An 18,057-nucleotide genomic window follows, 5' to 3' on the forward strand; every position below is an offset into this window, starting at 1 on the left:
CCGCGGCGTCAGGTGAGGGTGGGCAAGCGTTAGCTGCCAGAGGGCAGGGTGGTGGGGCGCGCCGTCGGACGTTCCCAATCAGGGACACGCGGCCGCGTCGCCACCGCACTGAAGGAGAACCCTGTGCTGCTCAAAAGCACTGTCACTGCCCTTGTCGCCCTAACGGCGTTCGCCGGAATCACCGCCCCATCCACCGCGGCACCGGGTGCCGCCGTCGTACTGGGGGAGCCGCATGCCGCAGCGCACGCGCACAACGATTATGAACACGGCCGGCCGCTGCTCGACGCGCTGGAACACGGGTTCACGAGTGTGGAAGCGGACGTCTGGCTGGTGGACGGCGAGCTGCGCGTGGCGCACGACCTCGCGGATGCGCGGGCCGGCATCACCCTCGAAAGCCTCTACCTGGACCCGCTCGACAAGCTCGTACGGCAGCAGGGCCACAGCGTTTACCCGGGCTGGGACGGTAGCCTGCAGCTGCTGATCGACATCAAGAGCGACGGTGAGACGACCTATGCGGCCGTCGAGAAGGAACTGGCGGAGCACCCTGCGCTGATGACGCGCTACGCCAACGGCAAGGTTTCGACCGGGCCAGTCACCGCCGTCATCAGCGGCAACCGCCCGCTGGCGACGATGCAGGCTGCGCCCAAGCGGTTCGGTTTCTATGACGGCCGCTCGGCGGATCTGGCGACGGGGATGCCTGCCGCGCTGATGCCGCTGGTCAGCGACAACTGGACCAAGCTGTTCACGTGGCAGGGTGTCGGGCCGATGCCGGAGGCCGAGCGCGCCAGGTTGCGTGCGTCCGTGGAAACCGCCCATGCTCAGGGGTACCGGGTGCGGTTCTGGGCGACGCCGGACCAGGCCGGGGCTGCGCGCGACGCGATGTGGACCGAACTTCATGACGCCGGTGTCGACCACATCAACACTGACGACCTTCCCTCGCTGGACAGGTTTCTGAGCAGGCGTGGCTAGGTCCCTAGAATCTTGCAGTCTGTGCCGAGAGGCAGACCGAGCAGGCTTAGGAGAACAGTCACTTCGGCTTTGACCGGAGCGGACTTCCACCCACCAGGCCCAACAGCGACGAGGGAAAAATCAGCTGAACCGGAGGCGAGCACGCCATACGATACATCGAGGCTTGCCTGGCTGCCGTTATTGCTACTTCCCTGGCCGGTCGGGCCGCCGGGGTTGGACGGTGTTAGGGTCCACGCATAGCCGCTTCTTGGCAGACCGCCGTCGGGCAGAGTCCAGCTGAAGCGGACCTCTCGGAGGTCGACTGCGCTACAGGTGAGTGAAGTCGGGGGCATAACCGTCCCGGCCGCAAGTGTCGCTTCGGCGCGCTGCGGCACTATCCAGGCCGCAGTCGTCGGCTCCGGGGGCGCCACTGCAAAGGCGCCCACCAAGGCTAGGAGCCCGACGACGGCGAGACGCTGCCGCTTCACGTCGCGGCTCCCTGGTGCTCGCTTTCATTCCGGCGGCGGCGCGGCTCGTCCCGGGGCCAGAAAGCCCACGTCACGACGACGGCCATTGCGACAGTCATGCCGCCCATGACGAGGGGGTTGTTAGCGGCGTTCACCGTGTAGGCGAGTTCCGGCGCGGACCAGAGGACGATCCGCACCGTCTCGACTTCATAAGGCAGCGGATCGTCAGTGGGGTTGGCGTCGCCACGCATGGTGATGCTGGCGGCGCCACCTTCTGCCGGCGATACCGACGTGACGCGATGCGTCACCGGTAGCGCCGACGGCCTGTCAATGGTGACGACGTCTCCCACCCGCACCTCGGACGCCGGGATTTTCTTGACAACGGCGAGTGAACCCGCCGGAATTGTCGGGCTCATGGAACCGGTCTTGAACATGATCAGCGTGATCTGGAAGAAGAAGGCGAGGATCACCAGGACGATGCAAACCGAGCCCCCGACCGCGGCGACGTTTAGGAGTGCGTTGCCTAGACGCGCTCGCATGTTCCTTCGGCTCATGGCCGGTCCTTCCTTGTCTAGGCCGATGTTCCCGTGAAGAACCAAGTGACTGTTGCGCCCTTCCCCTGGTAGCTGGTGTCTGTGAAGGGCTTGATCCGGACGTCAAAGCAATAACGCAGCGGCGCCTTGCCGCCGTCGGCGACTGGCGTAGGTACCGGCGTAGGCTCCACGGCAGTGACGGGCAGGTAGGCGGACGACGATCCTGCGACGTAGCGAGGTGTGCCGGCGAAGGCAGCGGCGTCGCAGGTTGTCTCCGCCGCAGTCAGCACCGCCCGGTACTCAAGCGCAAGCGTCAGGTCTCCGACCGGCGACAAGCCTCCTACTGACGTCGAACTTGTCAGTGCCACCGTTCCGCCGACCGTAGATTCCGGGGAGGTGCGGATATTGAGCCATGCGTATTCCGACGCGCCGGGTGACAGTCCGGTTGCGCCAACCACGAGGGATGCGTCCGCCACTGATGGGCTGTCCCTCCAGCCCGTGTTGTTGGTGCTGGATTGCAGGCGGAAAGTGCTGGCGGTGAAAGTGCCAGCGGCGTACTCCGGGTCGGACCAGGAAGCGAGGGTCACGCTGGCGCCCAAGCCGAGGACGAGGGCGCCAGCGAGGACCGCGCGTACACGCGTGAAAGTGCGGTGCCGCAGCGGTTTCACGGGTTTGCGCATGACGTGTTAGGAGTTACTCTTCGCGACGAGCTTCCAGGTGGCCGTGGCAGTCGTGTCCTGAGGGAGATTGCTGGTTGCACTGACTAGAACGCAAAGGTAGACGTTCGCTCCTGGATTCCCTTGAACAGGTTTGTCGAGGGTAAAGCTGCCCTCACCCGGATCAGTATTGAATTTTGTGTTTGCCGGGACAACGGTGTTTTCGGGAGTGGGTAATGCCGCAGTCGAGCAACCTGCCACTGATGGAACCTCAATGATTCCGTAACGGAGTTCGTCGGTGCCTGTAGAGCCGGCGGCAGATTCGACGGTTACTTCTCCCGAATAAGTGCTGTCTGCATCCAGGTGCACTACGTAGGGCGCAGCCACTACTTCGTCGCGGCTAAGGTTGTTGAAACCATCCGAGAAGCTCAGCGCATTAGCAGCGCCTGAAGTGTCGTAGTTTTCGAACGGGATAACGCCGTCCTTGCTTCCCATCATCTTGAAGTGGCCGCTACCAAAGGCGCCGTTCACGAATTCAGAGTCGTTCCACGCCGCCAGGGTCACGGCGGCACCAATACCGAGGACCAGGCCGCCGGCCAGAATTGCCTTGAGCTTCCTCTTCTTGGAATTATCCGCAGAAGGCAAAGCGGTCACTGTCGTAATTTCAGTCGTGGACATAGTTCCCCCAGGAAGTTTTTTGTCTGATTTTTTCAACCGAATTCATACTGTCACAGGACTCTCACTTACCTGCCCGATCACGCCTAAGATCTGCGCAGGATTCCATCAATATTGAGTCAAGGTTGTTGTGGAGCGATGGAGCGTTGGGGGAGAAGCGGCGAAAGCTGAGAGAGCGTCGGGCTACTGGTGGCAGGAAGTGAGAGAGCGTCGGACCTACGGGGCTGGAGAGGCCGCGACCACCACGTTTTTGCCCCACGGGTCCTCGGTGTAGCAGCTGATCAGCACCAGCCGGTTGGGCACGACGTTCCAGATGTCGCTGTCCTTGAGCGTGTTCTTCTCGTGCGTCGTCACGGAATCCACGACGTATTTCAGTGTGCCGGTCGCCGTGGTCACGGTGACCGCCTTGCCCACGAGGGACTCGTCGCTGAGGCGGTTGAACGGGGCGTCCCTGCCGTCCCAGCTGTGCCCCACGATGTACGTCGTGTTGGTCGAGCCTGTGCCGGGCACGCCGTAGCTGGTCAGCCAGTAGGCATCGAGGGTCAGCGGCGGCACCAGCGACTCCGAAGCCATCTCGTCCGCGCTGGGCGTCAGCGGCAGTACCCGTACATCCAGATCGGCAGCGTCGATCGACACCGCTGTCGGCGCTGCGGCCAGCGGCCGCAGCGGCTTCCGGGCGGCGGGGGTGCTCGGGGAAGCAGCCACCGCTGACGGAGCGGCTGAAGGCACGACGGCGGTGCTGCCGCCATCGTTCGGGGCCACAGCGTTCGACGGGGCCAGGTAGAGAGCGGCGGCCAAGCCCGCGGCGGCGACCGGGGGCACAGCGAACCAGTGCCAGCGGATGGGCCGGCGCTGACGCCGGTGCCGGCCGGACGTTTTTGGCGCTTCCAAGTGATGTGCCTAGTTGCGGGCGCGCTCCGTGCGGCGCATCCTCCTGGCGACCGCTGCCGGCACAGCGATTCCCGCCGCGAGGAGCCCGGCGAGGAGCGCCAGTCCAGGGTCAACACCCGGCTCGGCTTCGACCGCGGTCTGTACGTTGAGACCCTTGTTCGTTGCGACGGCGGCGTTGCCGCCCCCGGCGGGAGTCGCAATGAGCGCAGCGCCAACCGACGGCGTCGTGCTTCCCGGTGCACCGGCCGGTGCGCTGGCCAGCGTGTTTCCCGGTGCATTGACGGGGGGAGCGACTGGCTGAACCACCGGGGGAGTGGCCGGCGGCGTGACCACGGGATCAACGCCGGGGGTGTCCGGATCGCAGGCCGTCAGGTACGCCTCGAAGAGGCCCATAAGGTTGGTGGCGGAAGCCTCATCGAGCGAGACGGCTGCCAGCAGGGATTCGAAGTTGGCGACCGCTGCATCCAGGGCGTCCCGGGCCTGGATGAGCTCCGGTGAAACCATGGCAGCGTTCAACTCCGACTCCCGCAGCTCCACAGCGTCTCTGGAGTCTCCACGGGCCTCGTCTGCCGTTTCATAGGCGATCTGCGCGGCTTCGATTGCCTCGGGATCACCGGTATCCTGGGCTTCCTCCAGTGCCTCTTCGGCTGCGTCCTTGGCGGCCTCGTCGTCAGCGAGCTGTGCCTCGGCCGCGGCCAGAGCAGCCTCGGCGTCGTCGACACCCTGTTGAAGGGGCGTGTACGCAGCTTCGGCCGCCGCCGCCGCGTCGACTGCGGACTCGAGATCGGCAACAGTTGCCTGCGTGATGCCCGCGGCGCCGAGCGCGGACTCGTATTGGTTAAAGGCCTGCTGGCAGGCGGCGTCGCCGGGTGCCGCGGCGGCCGTCGGGACTCCCAGAAAAAGGCCGCCGGCGAAAACTGCAGCCGACGAACCGGCGGCGACCCATTTAGATACAGCGGTCATAGTGTGTGCGTCCCCCAAATACACGAAGCGGCCGCCGGGACGGCCCCGGCAGTTTCAGCACGCGGCAGAGCGGCTCATGACGGAGGGTCCGAAGAGTCCGGCAGGGCCGTGCAGGAGAGTCGCTCGTACTGCTGATCATCCGAAGTACGACGGCGAGACCCCAGTTTCTGCCTGAATGCCGCCCGAAAGATCGCTGTGAGGCTAAAGTACCGAGCAATTCCCGTTGTGGCAAACGTCACTGACACGCTAGCGCGTGGGTCCGGTCCCCTCAGCTGCCGCCAACCGGATCACGTGAAAAGCCAGCGGGTCCAGGAGCTTCCTGGTGCCGGTCCTGGTCTCGAGGATCCAGAACATGCCAAGGACCGGCACGGTTTCCGTCACTTTTCCCTCGTAGTAGAGGCGGCCGTTGTAGCGGGCCTCCACCAGATCGCCCGGGGAGAGACATCGGCAGTCGATGATGCGCCCGGGGGATCCGTCGGTCGCGGCCGGTTCAGCCATGGCGGGCTCCGTCCTGGCGCAATCGGCGCCGTCATCCTGTTGCGCCACTGCGCTCCTTCAGGATGGGGCCGGCACATTGCCGGGCGGTTTCCACCGGGTGATTTTCGCGTGACCTGCTGCGGCGTCGGCCGGCGCCTTCAGCCGCTACGCGGCGAGGTGAGCGCCGGGGCTAGGCGGGGCCGGGGGACTGCAGGCCGGGGGCCACGGAGAGGTTGGGTTCGGTCTGGGTGAGGTCGCGGGCGCGCAGGACTGCCATGGACTTGGCGGCCACCTTCAGCACCGAGCCGGCGCCGATCGGACCGCGCTCCACTCCGGTGCCGGCCGTGTTGATCACCATGTCCCAGGCCTCCGCAAACTCAACCGCCGGGAGCGTGAACTTGATGTCGTCGTCGTGCGCGTTGAAGTACAGCAGGAAGTTCACGTCCGTGATCCGGCGGCCGCGGTCGTCCCGGCCCTGGATGCCGTCCCCGTTGAGGAACACGCCGATGGTCCGGCCGAAGCCGCGGCCCCAGTCCTCGGGAAGCATCTCCATGCCGTCCTCGTTCAGCCACACGATGTCCGGCAGTTTCTCGCCCTTGCCGCGCCGGACCGGCCGGCCGTCGAAGAACGTGCTGCGCCGGAACGTGGGGTGCTGGGCGCGCAGCCGGTTCACGGCGGACGTAAAGTCCATGAGCGGCAAGTCGACGGCGTCCCAGTCGATCCAGCTGAGCGTGGAATCCTGGCAGTAGACGTTGTTGTTGCCCTGCTGTGTCCGGCCCATTTCGTCGCCGTGCGCGATCATCGGCACGCCCTGGGACAGCAGCATGGTGGCGATGAAGTTGCGCTGCTGCCGCGCCCTCAGCGCCAGTACCGTCGGATCCGTCGTCGGGCCCTCCACGCCGCAGTTCCACGAGCGGTTGTGCGATTCGCCGTCGCGGTTGCCCTCGCCGTTGGCGTCATTGTGCTTCTGGTTGTAGGAGACCAGGTCCCGGAGGGTGAAGCCGTCGTGGGCCGTGACGAAGTTGATGGACGCCACGGGCCGCCGCCCTGAGCGCTCGTACAGGTCGGCGGAGCCGGTCAGCCGTGACGCGAACTCGCCCAGCGTGGCCGGCTCGCCCCGCCAGAAGTCGCGCACGGTGTCGCGGTACTTGCCGTTCCACTCCGTCCACTGCGGCGGGAAGTTGCCCACCTGGTACCCGCCCGGGCCAACGTCCCACGGCTCCGCGATCAGCTTCACCTGCGACACGATCGGGTCCTGCTGCACGAGTTCAAAGAACGTGGAGAGCCTGTCGACGTCGTAAAACTCCCGGGCTAAAGCGGCGGCAAGATCGAAGCGGAACCCGTCCACGTGCATCTCGGTGACCCAGTACCGCAGCGAGTCCATCAGCAGCTGCAGGGAGTGGGGCTGCCGGACATTCAGGGTATTTCCGGTGCCCGTGTAGTCGACGTAGTACTGCTTGTCGTCCTCCACCAGGCGGTAATACGCGGCGTTGTCGATCCCCCTGAAGCTCAGGGTGGGCCCCAAGTGGTTCCCTTCCGCCGTGTGGTTATAGACGACGTCGAGAATCACCTCGATCCCCGCACGGTGCAGCGAGCGGACCATCGCCTTGAAGTCCTGGACCTGCTGGCCCATCTGGCCGATCGAGCTGTACGTGTTCTGCGGGGCGAAGAAGCCGATGGTGTTGTAACCCCAGTAGTTGCTGAGCCCCTTCTCCTGCAGCGTCCCGTCATTGACGAACTGGTGCACCGGCATCAGTTCGATGGCCGTGATGCCCAGGCGCTGCAGGTGCGCAATGACGGCAGGATGGGCGACGCCGGCATAGGTGCCGCGCTGCTCTTTGGGCACCTCGGGGTGCAGCTCGGTGAGGCCCTTGACGTGCGCCTCGTAGATGACGGAGCGGTGGTACGGGATCCGGGGCGGCCGGTCCCCGGCCCAGTCGAAGAACGGGTTGATGACCACGCCCAGCATGGTGTGCGGCGCCGAATCCTGGTCGTTGCGGGAGGACGGGTCTCCGAAGTTGTGGGAGAACATGGCCGGGTGCCAGTGCACCTGCCCGGCGACGGCCTTGGCATACGGGTCCAGAAGCAGCTTGTTCGGGTTGCAGCGTTGGCCCCTGGCCGGGTCATAGGGTCCGTGGACCCGGTATCCGTACTTCTGCCCGGGCTGGATCTGGGGCAGGTAGCAGTGCCACACATACCCGTCCGCTTCGAGGAGCTCGACGCGCGTTTCAGTGCCGTCTCCGGCTATCAAACACAGCTCGACGGCGGTGGCCGCCTCGCTGAAGAGCGCGAAGTTTGTCCCCATCCCGTCAAAGGTCGCACCCAGTGGATACGCGCTGCCCGGCCAGACTTCCATGATCACTCCTGCGGCTGTTCAGTTGTCTCGGAACCATGCTCAATGTCCAGTTGGGGTCCGCGCGCCTCGCCCTGAACCAAGGCTAAGCACACTTAGTACTTTCGCCAAGCTAGATTCAGGTCCCGGCGCGATATAAATCAAATCGTTGTGATTCCGGCCTCGTGAAGCCCGTGTTTCCGCCGTCCCGCCCCGGCCCCCGCCTACGATAAAGGGGATGACTCCGAACAGCCCGCCGCCCTTCAGCCTTCGCGGCATCGCTGTTCCGGCGTTCGGCCCTGCCCTCCTGTTCAGCGTTGGCCAGGGCGCCATCCTCCCTGTTGTGGCGCTGTCCGCCCGTGAACTGGGCGCATCCGTTGCCGTGGCCGCTTTGATCGTCACGCTCATGGGGCTGGGCTCGTGGTTCTTCAACCTGCCGGCTTCGATGATCACCCTGAAGTTCGGCGAACGGTGGTCCATCGTGGGTGCGGCCGCCGCGGGGGCGCTCGCGCTGCTGGCCGCCGGGCTGTCCCTGGTGATCAGCGACGGGCTCTGGCTGCTCGCGGTGGCGATGGCCGTCGTTGGGATGTCTGCCGCCGTCTTCAGCCTGGCCCGGCAGAAGTACCTCACCGAAGCGGTTCCGGTGGAGTTCCGCGCCCGTGCCCTGTCCACGCTGGGCGGCGTGAGCCGCATCGGAACCTTTGTTGGCCCGTTCGTCGGCGCCGCAGCCATGGCCTTCGTCGGCATCAGCGGCGCGTACTGGGTGGGCGTGGCCGGCATGGCTGCGGCCGCCGTCCTCGCCGTGGCAGTCCCCGATCTGGTGTCGGTGCACGGAACTGACGGCAAGACCGGACCGGAGCCCACCCTGCGCGGCGTGGCAGTCTCCCATGCAGGCGTTTTCCTGACTGCCGGAATGGGCATCCTGCTGCTCAGCGCACTCCGCGCCTCCCGGCAAGTGGTGATCCCGCTGTGGGCCGACCACCTGGGCCTCGACCCCGCCCACGCCTCGCTGGTGTATGGGCTCTCCGGGGCGATCGACATGCTCGTCTTCTATCCCGCGGGCAAGGTGATGGACCGGCGCGGGCGGCAGTGGGTGGCCATCCCGTCCACGCTGATCATGGGCGTGGCGCTGGTGCTGATCCCGCTTACCGGCGGGTTCACCAGCCTGCTGCTGGCGGCCCTGCTGATCGGCTTCGGCAACGGGATCAGCTCGGGCCTGGTGATGACGCTGGGTGCCGACTTCTCGCCCGACCTGGGTCGCGGGCAGTTCCTGGGTCTCTGGCGGTTCATGGCCGACGCCGGCTCCGCCGGCGGGCCGGTGCTCCTCTCCGCGGTGACGGCCGTGGCCTCCCTCGGCGCCGGCGTGACGGCCACCGGGGTACTGGGGTTTGCGGCGGCAGGTGTGTTCGCCGTCGTGCTTCCCAGGCTCAGGCACCGCCGGAACTACTGACGCTTCCCACCCAACTGACTCGCAGTTGCTGTCGTTTTGACGGCTGAAAACGACAACTATTGCTAGTCAGTTGGGTAGATGACGCATCCGCTTTGGCGGAAGAAGTTAGGTTAGCCTACACTCAGCTTGGCCTTTTCGGCCGTTCGCTGTGCGTCTGCCGTTGCCGCAGACATGAATCTAGGTGGTTTCGTTGCGCTCTTCCTTCCCGCTGTCCGTGTCCGTGGGGCTCGTGGCGCTTCTCTCCCTGTCCGCCTGCGGCTTCAGCGGCGAGTCCGGCAAATCCAGCCAGGCGGCCGACCCCGACCAGCGGATCGTCGTCGACAACTTCCGTGCACCCGTCGCGGACTGGGCGCTGGAGAGCGACGCCGCCTACATCCTGTCCCTGTCCGGTTGCCTCGAGACGCTGACCCGCTACGACGAGGCGCAGGGGAAGATCGTGCCGTCGCTCGCCACGGAGTGGAAGCAGGTCTCCGACCTCGAGTGGGACTTCAAGATCCGCGAGGGCGTCAAGTTCCAGGACGGCGCCGCGCTGGACGCCAAGGCGGTGGTGACCTCGCTGCAGAACGTCCTGGACGCCGAAGTCCCCGCCCGCGCGTTCAGCCCGAAGGTGGTCAAGGCGGTCAAGGCCCTCGATGAAAATACGGTCCGCGTGACCACGCCGACGGAGAGCCCGCTGGTTCCCTACCGGCTGGCCAGCGTCAACACCGGCGTGCTGTCGCCGGCCGCCTTCAAGGGCGAGACCGTCGACCCGTTCGGCCACTGCACCGGCCCCTTCAAGCCGGTGTCCGAGAAGCCGAAGCAGTCCCTGACCCTGGACCGCAACGAAAACTACTGGGGCGGCCAGGTGCAGCTTGCCGGGGCAGAGATCCGTTTCATCACCGACGGTGCCACCCGTACCGCACAGGTCCAGACCGGCGAAGCGGACGTGTCCCTCTCCATCCCCGTCTCCGGCCTCGCCGCTCTGGAGTCGGACTCCGACGTCAAGGTCCTCAAGGCGGATTCGCCGCGGACCGCCACGCTGTACATGAACAACGGCAAGGCCCCGTTCGACGACGTCGACTTCCGCAAGGCGGTGCGCTCGGCTCTCGATCTGGACGCCTTGGCCGCCAGCGTCTATGAAGGCGCTGCAGTCCCGGCCACCGGTCCGTTCGCGCCGTCGGAGCCGTGGGCCATCGAGGGTGCCCAGACGCCGAAGCAGGACCTCGACGCCGCCAAGAAGCTGCTCGCCTCCGCCGGCTACACCGCCGGCCGTCCGCTGGAGATCATCGCGATCGTGGAGCGTGCGGAGTTCGCTGACGTGGCAACCGTCATCCAGGAGAACCTGAAGGCCGTGGGCGTTCCGGTGAAAATCACCACCAAGGAGTACGCCGCCGTGGAACCGGACCTGCTGTCCGGCAACTACGACATGGTGCTGAGCCAGCGCAACCGGCTGATCGACATCGCCGACCCCATCGGCTTCCTCACCGCTGACTACACCTGCGACGGCACCTACAACCTCAGCCACTTCTGCAACGCTGAGTATGACAAGAAGGTCGCCCAGGCTGCGACGACGGCCGACGCCCAGGCGCGCTACCGGATGTACGCCGAGGCCGGCCAGATCCTCCAGGACCAGGCCGTGAACGTGTGGCTGGTCAACGAGCAGGCCACCGACGCCGTCCGCACCGACCTGCAGGCGCACGTCCAGGACCCCCTGGCCCGCTACGTGCTCCGGGCCGAAACGGCCAAGTCCGGATCGTGACGCCCCCGTACCGCGGACCCCGAGCGCAGGGTCCGGCATGATGCTGTTCCTCGCCAGGAGAACGGCGGCCCTGGTGGTCGCCGTTCTTCTGGCATCTTTCGTGGTGTTCCTCATCCCGTACGTCACCCCCGGCGACCCGGTCCGCAAGATCATCCGCTCGCGGGTGGCCGGCGACGCGATCGATGATTCCGCCGTCCAGGCGTTGACCGCCCAGTTGGGGCTCCAGGATCCACTCTGGACCCAGTACCTGCGGTGGCTGGGACGCTTCGCGAGCGGCGACATGGGCCTGTCCTACACCAGCCGCACGCCCGTGGTGGACCAGGTGCTGCCCGCCCTCTGGGTCACGCTCAGTCTGGTGGTCATGACGCTGGCCGTGGCGGCTCTGATAGCGGTGATCCTTGGCATTGCCGCCGCGCTGAACGAGGGGCGGGCGGCGGACAAGGCCATCACCGCCGTCTCCCAGGCGTTCATCGCCATGCCGGAATACTGGCTGGCGCCCATGCTGGTGCTGGTCTTTGCGCTCGAACTGTCCGTGCTGCCGTCCGCCGGGTGGGAAGGCCCGACGTCGGCCGTGCTGCCCGTGGCGGTCCTCGCCCTGCGTCCGGCGAGCCATTTCACCTCCGCGGTGCGCGAGGGAATGCTCGACGCGCTGGGCGCCGACCACGTCACCGCCGCACGGGGCAGGGGACTGAGCTACTTCCACACCGTGCGGAAGCACGTGATCCCGAACGGCCTGCTGCCCCTCACCACGCTCGCGGCCGTGTGGTTCGCGGGGCTGCTGGGCGGGTCGGTCATCGTCGAGGTCATCTTCGCGATCCCCGGGATGGGGCGGCTGCTGTTCGACGGCGTCCTGAACAGCGACATTCCGCTGGCACAGGGAGCAGTGGTGGTGGTCGTCGGGCTGGCTGTCCTGCTGACCACGGCCGCGGACCTGGTCCACGGGCTCCTCAACCCCCAGGTCAGGATGCGGCATGCGTAACCTTCCCCTGCACATCCGGCTTGCCGCCTGCGTGCTGGCCGTCGTGGTGCTGTCCGTGGCCCTGGCCGGCTGGATGGCGCCCTATCCGTCCGCCGAACAGGACCTCGCCTCCCGGCTGTCTGCGCCTAGCGGCGCCCACTGGCTGGGCACCGACCACCTGGGCCGCGACACCATGAGCCGGCTGCTCGACGGCGGCCGGTTCTCCCTGACCATCGCCGCCCTGGCGACGGTGCTCACCGCGGCCATCGGCACGGCGGTCGGCGTCCTCAGCGCGCGCCGGCGGGGGTGGCTGGACGAGTTTTTTACCCGCACCAACGACATCCTGCTGGCCATGCCGGAGATGGTGGTGGCACTGTTCCTGGTGGCAGCGATGGGAGCAGGCTATCCGTCCCTGCTGCTGGCCCTGACCGTCACCGGCTGGACCCCCTTCGCGCGGCTGGCCCGGGCGCTGGCCTACGACGTCTCGGCCCGCGGCTTCATCGAGGCCGCCCGGGTGCTGGGCTGCTCGCCGTGGTTCACGGTGCGGCGGCACATCCTGCCCCACCTGGCCGGCCCGCTGCTGGGACAGGCCACGCTCCGGTTCGGGCAGTTCCTGATCAGCGTGGGCGCCCTGTCCTACCTGGGCCTGGGCGTGCAGCCCCCGCAGTCCGACTGGGGCTCGATGCTCGCCGCCGCCCAGCCGTACGCCGTGAGGTCGCCGATGACCATCCTTGCGCCCGGCCTGGTGATCTTCACGGTGGCGCTGTGCGTCACGCTCATCGGCCAGCACCTGGCGCGTATGTCCAGCAGCCGGCTGCTGCTGGCTTCCGCCCCCGCACCGGAGGCCACCCATGCCTGAGGGCCTGATCATCGATGACCTGCACCTTAGCCTGCGGGCTCCCGCCGGGGTTTCGTCCGGTTCGTCCGCCCGTCCGGTGCTTTCCGGCGTCGGCCTGACCGTGGCGCCGGGCGAGTTCGTCGCCCTGGTGGGGGCATCCGGAAGCGGCAAGACGATGACCGCGCTGTCCGTTCTCGGACTGCTGCCGCCGCAGATCCAAGCCGCGTCGGGGTCCATCACCCTGGGCGGAACCGACCTCCTTGCGGCCAGTGGCGCGGCGCTCAACCGTCTGCGCGGCGGCCGGATCGGGATGCTGTACCAGCAGCCCAAGCGGATGTTCAACCCCCGCATGACCGTTGGCAGCCACCTGGCCGAACCCTTGAAGCTGCACCGCGGTCTGCGCGGACGCCAGGCCAGGGCGCAGGCGCTGGAGCTGCTCACCAGCGCCGGGTTCGAGGACCCGGAGCGGGTCGCCCGGGCGTATCCGCACCAGCTGTCCGGCGGCATGGCGCAGCGGGCCATGCTGGCAGTGGCCATGGCCGGGCAGCCGGAGCTGCTGCTCGCCGACGAGCCGACGTCCGCGCTGGACAAGGTGCTGGAGCGGCAGATCCTGGAACTGATCGACACCCAGCGGCGCCAGCACGGGCTCGGCGTCCTCTACATCACGCACGACCTTGCCACCGTCTCCGCGTTCGCTGACCGCGTGGTGGTGATGGATGCCGGCCGCGTCCAGGAGGAAGGCCCGGCCAGATCCGTCATCGGCGCACCCCAAACTGCTTGTGCCAGGGAGCTGCTGGAGGCATGCGCCCTCACCCGCCGTCGAATTGTGGTGGCCGGGGAGGCCCTCGGCCTTGGCCCGTCCCGAGACATCCTGGCGCTGGACGGCGTCACCAAGCGGTTCGCCAAGGGGCGGGGCGCCAAGCCGGCTCTGAAAGACGTCTCGCTGAGCCTCCGCGAAGGCGAGATCCTCGGCGTCCTGGGCCAGTCAGGCTCCGGGAAGAGCACCCTGGCCCGGTTGCTGGTGGAGGTTGAGGCCCCGGACCGCGGCAGCATCACCCGAAAACTGCGGGCAGGGGACGGCAAGAACGACGGCGGCAGTGCTGGTTCCGGCGTCCCGGGCACCGGGGTGCAGCTCGTCTTCCAGGAACCGCACGACGCCTTCGACCCGCGGATGAGACTGTTCGACAGCCTGGAGGCGCCGTTGCTCCGGCAGCGGACGGGCACGGCGGACGGGCGCCGGGAGCGGATCCAGCAGGCCGTCCGGGACGTTGAGCTGGACCCCGATCTGCTGGACAGGTACCCCAGCCAGTGTTCAGGGGGCCAGTTGCAGCGGCTGACGATCGCCCGGGCGCTGCTGCTGGACCCGGCAGTGCTGATCTGCGACGAGGCGACGTCGGCGCTGGATGCCGTCACGCAACGCAAGGTCCTGGACCTGCTGCTGCGCCTGCACCGGGACCGCCAACTTTCGCTGATCATGATTTCGCACGACATGAACGTCATCCGGTACATGAGCCACCGGGTGGCAGTGCTGTACCAGGGTGCCCTGGTGGAACTGGCCGGCACCTCCGAGTTCTTTGCCAACCCCCGGCACGGGCACAGCAAGGAGTTGGTGGCGGCGGCCCGCGCGCATCCGGCGGCCTGCGCTGCTCCAGTGGCCTGCAGTGACCTGGCGGCCTGCGCTCATCGGATGCTCGGCGCGAATGTGGCTGGCGGCCGGCCCGGGACTTCGCGTTCCCTGGAGCTCGTCAGCGCCCGGGACGCCTAGGGACCCCGGGTTTGAAGTCATACCTGCCTGAAACGCGCATCCTGCTCGGCACTCAGATGGTGTTCAATCTGGGTTTCTATGCGGTGATTCCCTTCCTGGCCGGCGCCATGGGCGGGGATTACGGACTGGACGCCGCCGCCGTCGGCCTTGTTCTGGGCGCCCGCACCTTCAGCCAGCAGGGGATGTTCCTGTTCGGCGGCCTGCTGGCCGACCGGTGGGGTGCCCGGCGGGCGATCCTGACCGGCTGCCTGGTCCGCATCGCCGGGTACGCCACCCTGGCGGCCGCGTCGGATTTCACGCTGTTCCTCCTCGGCGCCGTGCTCACCGGTGCGGGAGGTGCGCTGTTCTCGCCCGCCCTGGAGTCCCAGCTGTCCCATGCGGACCGGGCGCATGCAGACCGTGCCCATGCCGACGCAACCAAGGGGCGGGCTGCGGGCAAGGGCCGGCGCTCGGTGTTCGTCTGGCTGGCCATCACGGGGGAGATGGGCGCCCTCGCTGGCCCGCTGCTCGGGGCGGCCCTGCTGGGGTGGGGCTTTGACGCGGCGCTGGCGGCGGGAATCGCCGTCTTCGTTGCGGTGACGGTCCTGCTGTGGTTCCGCCTCCCCGCCAGGTCACCGGGGAAGCCGAAAACTGCGGGAGCGGGGGAGCCGGAAGCCTCGCCGGGCCAGTCTCGCAGCGCACTCGGGTGCCTGAAGGACCGGCGCTTTGTGGCGTTCTGCCTGCTTGCCAGCACCAACATGGTGGCCTACAACCAGCTCTACTTCGCGTTCCCGCTTGAGCTGGACCGGCGGGGCCTGGACGGTTCGTGGCTGGCCATGCTGTTCCTGCTCGCCTCCGTGCTGACACTGCTGCTGCAGCTGCCGGTGGCCGCGGTTGGCCAGTGGCTGGGGGCGGGCCGGGCCATGTCGGCAGGCTTCTTGCTGGTGGCAGCTGCCTTGGCGGCCGCCGCTTTGACGTCCGTCCAGGCGGAAGCCGACGGTGCTGTGGCGGGAGATTCCGGAGTGGGAGGGGCCGCGCCGACTGGTTCAACGCAAGCCGGCGCCGTGGCGCTGATGGCGGGCATCGTCGGCGCCCTGATCCTCGGCCACATGCTCCTCAGGCCCACCATCCTGTCTCTGATCCCGCGGTTCATCCCGCCGGAAGGGGCGGCCTCGGGGCGCGGCGCCTACTACGGGCTGTCCGCAACCTGTGGCGGCATCGCCGTGCTGGCGGGGAATGCACTGCTGGGCTGGCTGCTGGATCTGACGGACCGGAACCACTGGTGGCCGGGAACGCCGTGGCTGCCGATGGTGGGCCTCGCGGTTCTTGCTGCCCTGATGCTGCCGCGGCTTCTGCAAGGGATTCACCGCGGCAGCACCCTCGGGACGGCGACGGATGCGGCCCCCATTCCCAAGGGCGGCCTGCACGGGGGAGGGCGGACCGTCAGGGTTGTGGTTACATCCCAGTCCAGCGGCGGAGCGTGCTGTTCACGAGGCCGATGAGCACGGCCGTCCACCAGCAGGCCTGCGAGATGCTGAGTGCGATCAGCAGGCGCGTGCGCAGTCGGCGGCCCAGTTCGCTAAAGCGTGTTTCCCGCGGAAGTGCGAACATCTTGTGCATGGCCGGCGCGATGCCCAGGCCGTTCAGCATCAGGATGAGCACACAGCCGAGCTTCACGGCGGTCACTGGGTTGGTGATGTCAGGCTGGATGAGCGCTCCGGATGCCAGCAGCAGCGCCAGGCCGCCCCAAATCAGCGGCTTTGTTGCGCGTTCAAGCTTGGGAGATGCATGCATGTGCACCTTGCCCAGAAGCCACAGCAGGCCCAGCCAGTCCACGACAAGGATGGTGCCGAAGGCCAGCACCAGGGCGAGGATGTGGCCGGCAAGCCCGATGCGGTGCAGTACCGGGCCGAACTCCACGAAGTGCCCCACCAGCAGGGAGGCAAGCCAGCCCGCGGTGCAGAGGACGCCCAGCAGCACCAGCCGGACGGTCTGCTTGCGGGACGTGGGAGTCCTCAGCGCGGCGCGGTTGCGGCGGGCCGTGACTGGTCGGCGCTGGGATTGATACCTGGGCGCGGAATTTGCGGCGGTACGGGTTTCAGGGCGGGTCAAGGTGGTGCGGGTGTCGGCGAACATAATGCCGGCCTTTCATCACTGTTGTGCTCCCCTGAGAGTGGTGCCGGGAGCTGGGCTGACCGGGGCGTTCCGGACAGCAGGGAGTTGCTGGGCTAGTTGGGGGATTTATTTGAGGGGCCGGGAGTGGCTGGCGCGCTGCGATGCAGGGCGAGGCCCCTGAAGATTGTGGCTCCAGAGGAGTTTCGGTCTACCTAAATGAATACGATACAGGTTGATTTGTGGATTAGGCAAAGAAAGAGTTCCTTATTCCACGGCGTGGCGGGTCTGAATTTCGCCTTATTGCAGGTATTGACGTGTCCTGCTAACGGGCCTTCCACGTGGGCGCAGAAGGCCCGCTCGTGGGGGTTTCGCCTCGGAGTTAATCGCGCTTCAGTCGTCCAAACCGTGGCCGCCGCTGTCTTCTCCGGACCCGGAATCCTTGCGCTGCCCGCTCTTGTCATCGCCCGGTTCCGGGGCGGTCCGAAGGCCGCCTTTGTCGTCCCCCGTCTGGCCGGCGACGACGGCGGGATCCCCGGCAGCGCCGGCGCCCCCGGACGGGGAACCGATGGTGCCGCCGGGCTGGGACGCGGCAGGGCCGGCGTCGGGCATGCCCGTAACAGTGCCGTCCTCATGATCTCGATCGTCACCGGGCTCGGGCTCGGGCTCGGGCTCGGACTCGGACGATGGTGACGGGGACGGCGACGGCGCCGTCCGCCGGCCGCCCTTGCTGTCACCGGATTCCGGCGCCCCCTTGGTCTTCGCGGGGGCGGGAACTGTGCTGCCGCCGTCGACTACTGACGTCACGTTCGGCGTAGCCTTCGCGACGACGGCGGCGGTCGGTGCCGCGGTGCTGCTGGACTTGCTGGGCAGGAGGACGCTGTTCGCGTTGCCGGTACCGGACGGCGCAGTGCTCAGTACCTGGGTGTTGACGGCGAGAGCGGCGGATCCGGTCACGAGGATCCCGGCCACGGAAAGCACGAGGGCTGCTCTGGTTTTCATGGATCCTCCAATGTGTCGTCGGAAAGATTGCTTTTGGGAAGTCAGGAACCGGCGGCCATCATCCTCCGTCTTGGATCTCATGCAGATGCGCGAGCATTGCCTGTTCGGGGTGTCCCGGATGCTCGGAAACGTGCCTGAGCAGTGATAACCGGAGGTCCGGTCTCAGCCCTTCGTCGCCGAGGATTTCGCCGATGAGCCGCATCAGTTGGCGCTGCAGTATGCCGCCCTGGGGGGCGCGCTGTGCTGGCCGATGGCTGACCCAGGCCGGGTCGG

Annotated in this window: 16 protein-coding genes; 7 read left to right on the plus strand and 9 right to left on the minus strand. The window is 67.3% G+C overall.

Annotated features, from left to right (window positions below; all coding sequences use genetic code 11):
* Positions 1-123 precede the first annotated feature (123 nt).
* Positions 124-969: a phosphatidylinositol-specific phospholipase C/glycerophosphodiester phosphodiesterase family protein gene (locus DBZ45_RS16995; RefSeq protein ID WP_111905047.1), complete on the plus strand. Its 846-nt coding sequence runs from the start codon at positions 124-126 to the stop codon at positions 967-969.
* A gap of 463 nt (positions 970-1,432) precedes the next feature.
* On the opposite strand, the gene DBZ45_RS17000 is transcribed toward DBZ45_RS16995, so the two are convergent.
* The 7 genes from DBZ45_RS17000 to glgX form a co-directional block, all read right to left on the minus strand.
* The gene (locus DBZ45_RS17000) at positions 1,433-1,969 is read right to left on the minus strand and encodes a signal peptidase I (RefSeq protein WP_111905048.1); all 537 of its coding nucleotides are present in this window, start codon (positions 1,967-1,969) and stop codon (positions 1,433-1,435) included.
* Positions 1,970-1,986: 17 nt separating this feature from the next.
* Positions 1,987-2,628, minus strand: a complete 642-nt coding sequence (locus DBZ45_RS17005; RefSeq protein ID WP_111905049.1) for a SipW-dependent-type signal peptide-containing protein — start codon at positions 2,626-2,628, stop codon at positions 1,987-1,989.
* Positions 2,629-2,634: 6 nt separating this feature from the next.
* Positions 2,635-3,282, minus strand: a complete 648-nt coding sequence (locus DBZ45_RS17010) for a SipW-dependent-type signal peptide-containing protein (protein WP_111905050.1) — start codon at positions 3,280-3,282, stop codon at positions 2,635-2,637.
* A gap of 213 nt (positions 3,283-3,495) precedes the next feature.
* Entirely contained in the window at positions 3,496-4,170 is a 675-nt protein-coding gene (locus DBZ45_RS17015; protein WP_111905051.1) for a class F sortase, read from the minus strand.
* A 9-nt stretch (positions 4,171-4,179) separates the two neighbouring features.
* Positions 4,180-5,133, minus strand: a complete 954-nt coding sequence (locus DBZ45_RS17020; RefSeq protein WP_111905052.1) for a hypothetical protein — start codon at positions 5,131-5,133, stop codon at positions 4,180-4,182.
* A gap of 246 nt (positions 5,134-5,379) precedes the next feature.
* A complete protein-coding gene (locus DBZ45_RS17025; protein WP_223257134.1) occupies positions 5,380-5,679 on the minus strand; it encodes a hypothetical protein in 300 nt (99 codons plus the stop codon).
* 121 nt (positions 5,680-5,800) lie between these two features.
* On the minus strand, positions 5,801-7,966 hold the full coding sequence (gene glgX, locus DBZ45_RS17030) for a glycogen debranching protein GlgX (RefSeq protein WP_111905053.1): 2,166 nt from the start codon (positions 7,964-7,966) through the stop codon (positions 5,801-5,803).
* A 214-nt stretch (positions 7,967-8,180) separates the two neighbouring features.
* Here glgX and DBZ45_RS17035 point away from each other — a divergent pair, with 214 nt between their 5' ends.
* From DBZ45_RS17035 to DBZ45_RS17060, 6 genes are all read left to right on the plus strand, one after another.
* The gene (locus tag DBZ45_RS17035; RefSeq protein WP_111905054.1) at positions 8,181-9,392 is read left to right on the plus strand and encodes an MFS transporter; all 1,212 of its coding nucleotides are present in this window, start codon (positions 8,181-8,183) and stop codon (positions 9,390-9,392) included.
* A 190-nt stretch (positions 9,393-9,582) separates the two neighbouring features.
* Positions 9,583-11,130 (plus strand): ABC transporter substrate-binding protein, encoded by a 1,548-nt coding sequence (locus tag DBZ45_RS17040; RefSeq protein ID WP_111905307.1) that lies wholly within the window; start codon positions 9,583-9,585, stop codon positions 11,128-11,130.
* A 37-nt stretch (positions 11,131-11,167) separates the two neighbouring features.
* Entirely contained in the window at positions 11,168-12,109 is a 942-nt protein-coding gene (locus tag DBZ45_RS17045; RefSeq protein WP_111905055.1) for an ABC transporter permease, read from the plus strand.
* Positions 12,102-12,947 (plus strand): ABC transporter permease, encoded by an 846-nt coding sequence (locus tag DBZ45_RS17050; protein ID WP_111905056.1) that lies wholly within the window; start codon positions 12,102-12,104, stop codon positions 12,945-12,947. The genes DBZ45_RS17045 and DBZ45_RS17050 overlap by 8 nt, the downstream gene beginning before the upstream one ends.
* Entirely contained in the window at positions 12,940-14,691 is a 1,752-nt protein-coding gene (locus DBZ45_RS17055) for an ATP-binding cassette domain-containing protein (protein ID WP_111905057.1), read from the plus strand. Before DBZ45_RS17050 ends, DBZ45_RS17055 begins: the two co-directional genes overlap by 8 nt.
* A gap of 11 nt (positions 14,692-14,702) precedes the next feature.
* On the plus strand, positions 14,703-16,172 hold the full coding sequence (locus DBZ45_RS17060) for an MFS transporter (protein ID WP_223257135.1): 1,470 nt from the start codon (positions 14,703-14,705) through the stop codon (positions 16,170-16,172).
* Here the strand turns inward: DBZ45_RS17060 and DBZ45_RS17065 are convergent.
* A complete protein-coding gene (locus DBZ45_RS17065; RefSeq protein ID WP_111905058.1) occupies positions 16,126-16,806 on the minus strand; it encodes a hypothetical protein in 681 nt (226 codons plus the stop codon). The genes DBZ45_RS17060 and DBZ45_RS17065 overlap by 47 nt on opposite strands.
* A 369-nt stretch (positions 16,807-17,175) precedes the next feature.
* Complete coding sequence (locus tag DBZ45_RS17070; RefSeq protein WP_111905059.1) at positions 17,176-17,784, minus strand: hypothetical protein; 609 nt, start codon at positions 17,782-17,784, stop codon at positions 17,176-17,178.
* Positions 17,785-18,057: the final 273 nt, after the last annotated feature.

Origin of the sequence: Arthrobacter globiformis, from assembly GCF_003261175.1 — a bacterium.
In the GTDB taxonomy this organism is placed as follows: Bacteria; Actinomycetota; Actinomycetes; order Actinomycetales; family Micrococcaceae; genus Arthrobacter; species Arthrobacter globiformis_A.

Coding starts and splice junctions, on each gene's coding strand:
- DBZ45_RS17000 (WP_111905048.1), bottom strand. CDS start 1,969: ATGAGCCGAAGGAACATGCGAGCGCGTCTAGGCAACGCACTCCTAAAC.
- DBZ45_RS17005 (WP_111905049.1), bottom strand. CDS start 2,628: ATGCGCAAACCCGTGAAACCGCTGCGGCACCGCACTTTCACGCGTGTA.
- DBZ45_RS17010 (WP_111905050.1), bottom strand. CDS start 3,282: ATGTCCACGACTGAAATTACGACAGTGACCGCTTTGCCTTCTGCGGAT.
- DBZ45_RS17020 (WP_111905052.1), bottom strand. CDS start 5,133: ATGACCGCTGTATCTAAATGGGTCGCCGCCGGTTCGTCGGCTGCAGTT.
- glgX (WP_111905053.1), bottom strand. CDS start 7,966: ATGGAAGTCTGGCCGGGCAGCGCGTATCCACTGGGTGCGACCTTTGAC.
- DBZ45_RS17035 (WP_111905054.1), top strand. CDS start 8,181: ATGACTCCGAACAGCCCGCCGCCCTTCAGCCTTCGCGGCATCGCTGTT.
- DBZ45_RS17045 (WP_111905055.1), top strand. CDS start 11,168: ATGATGCTGTTCCTCGCCAGGAGAACGGCGGCCCTGGTGGTCGCCGTT.
- DBZ45_RS17050 (WP_111905056.1), top strand. CDS start 12,102: ATGCGTAACCTTCCCCTGCACATCCGGCTTGCCGCCTGCGTGCTGGCC.
- DBZ45_RS17055 (WP_111905057.1), top strand. CDS start 12,940: ATGCCTGAGGGCCTGATCATCGATGACCTGCACCTTAGCCTGCGGGCT.
- DBZ45_RS17065 (WP_111905058.1), bottom strand. CDS start 16,806: ATGTTCGCCGACACCCGCACCACCTTGACCCGCCCTGAAACCCGTACC.
- DBZ45_RS17070 (WP_111905059.1), bottom strand. CDS start 17,784: ATGAAAACCAGAGCAGCCCTCGTGCTTTCCGTGGCCGGGATCCTCGTG.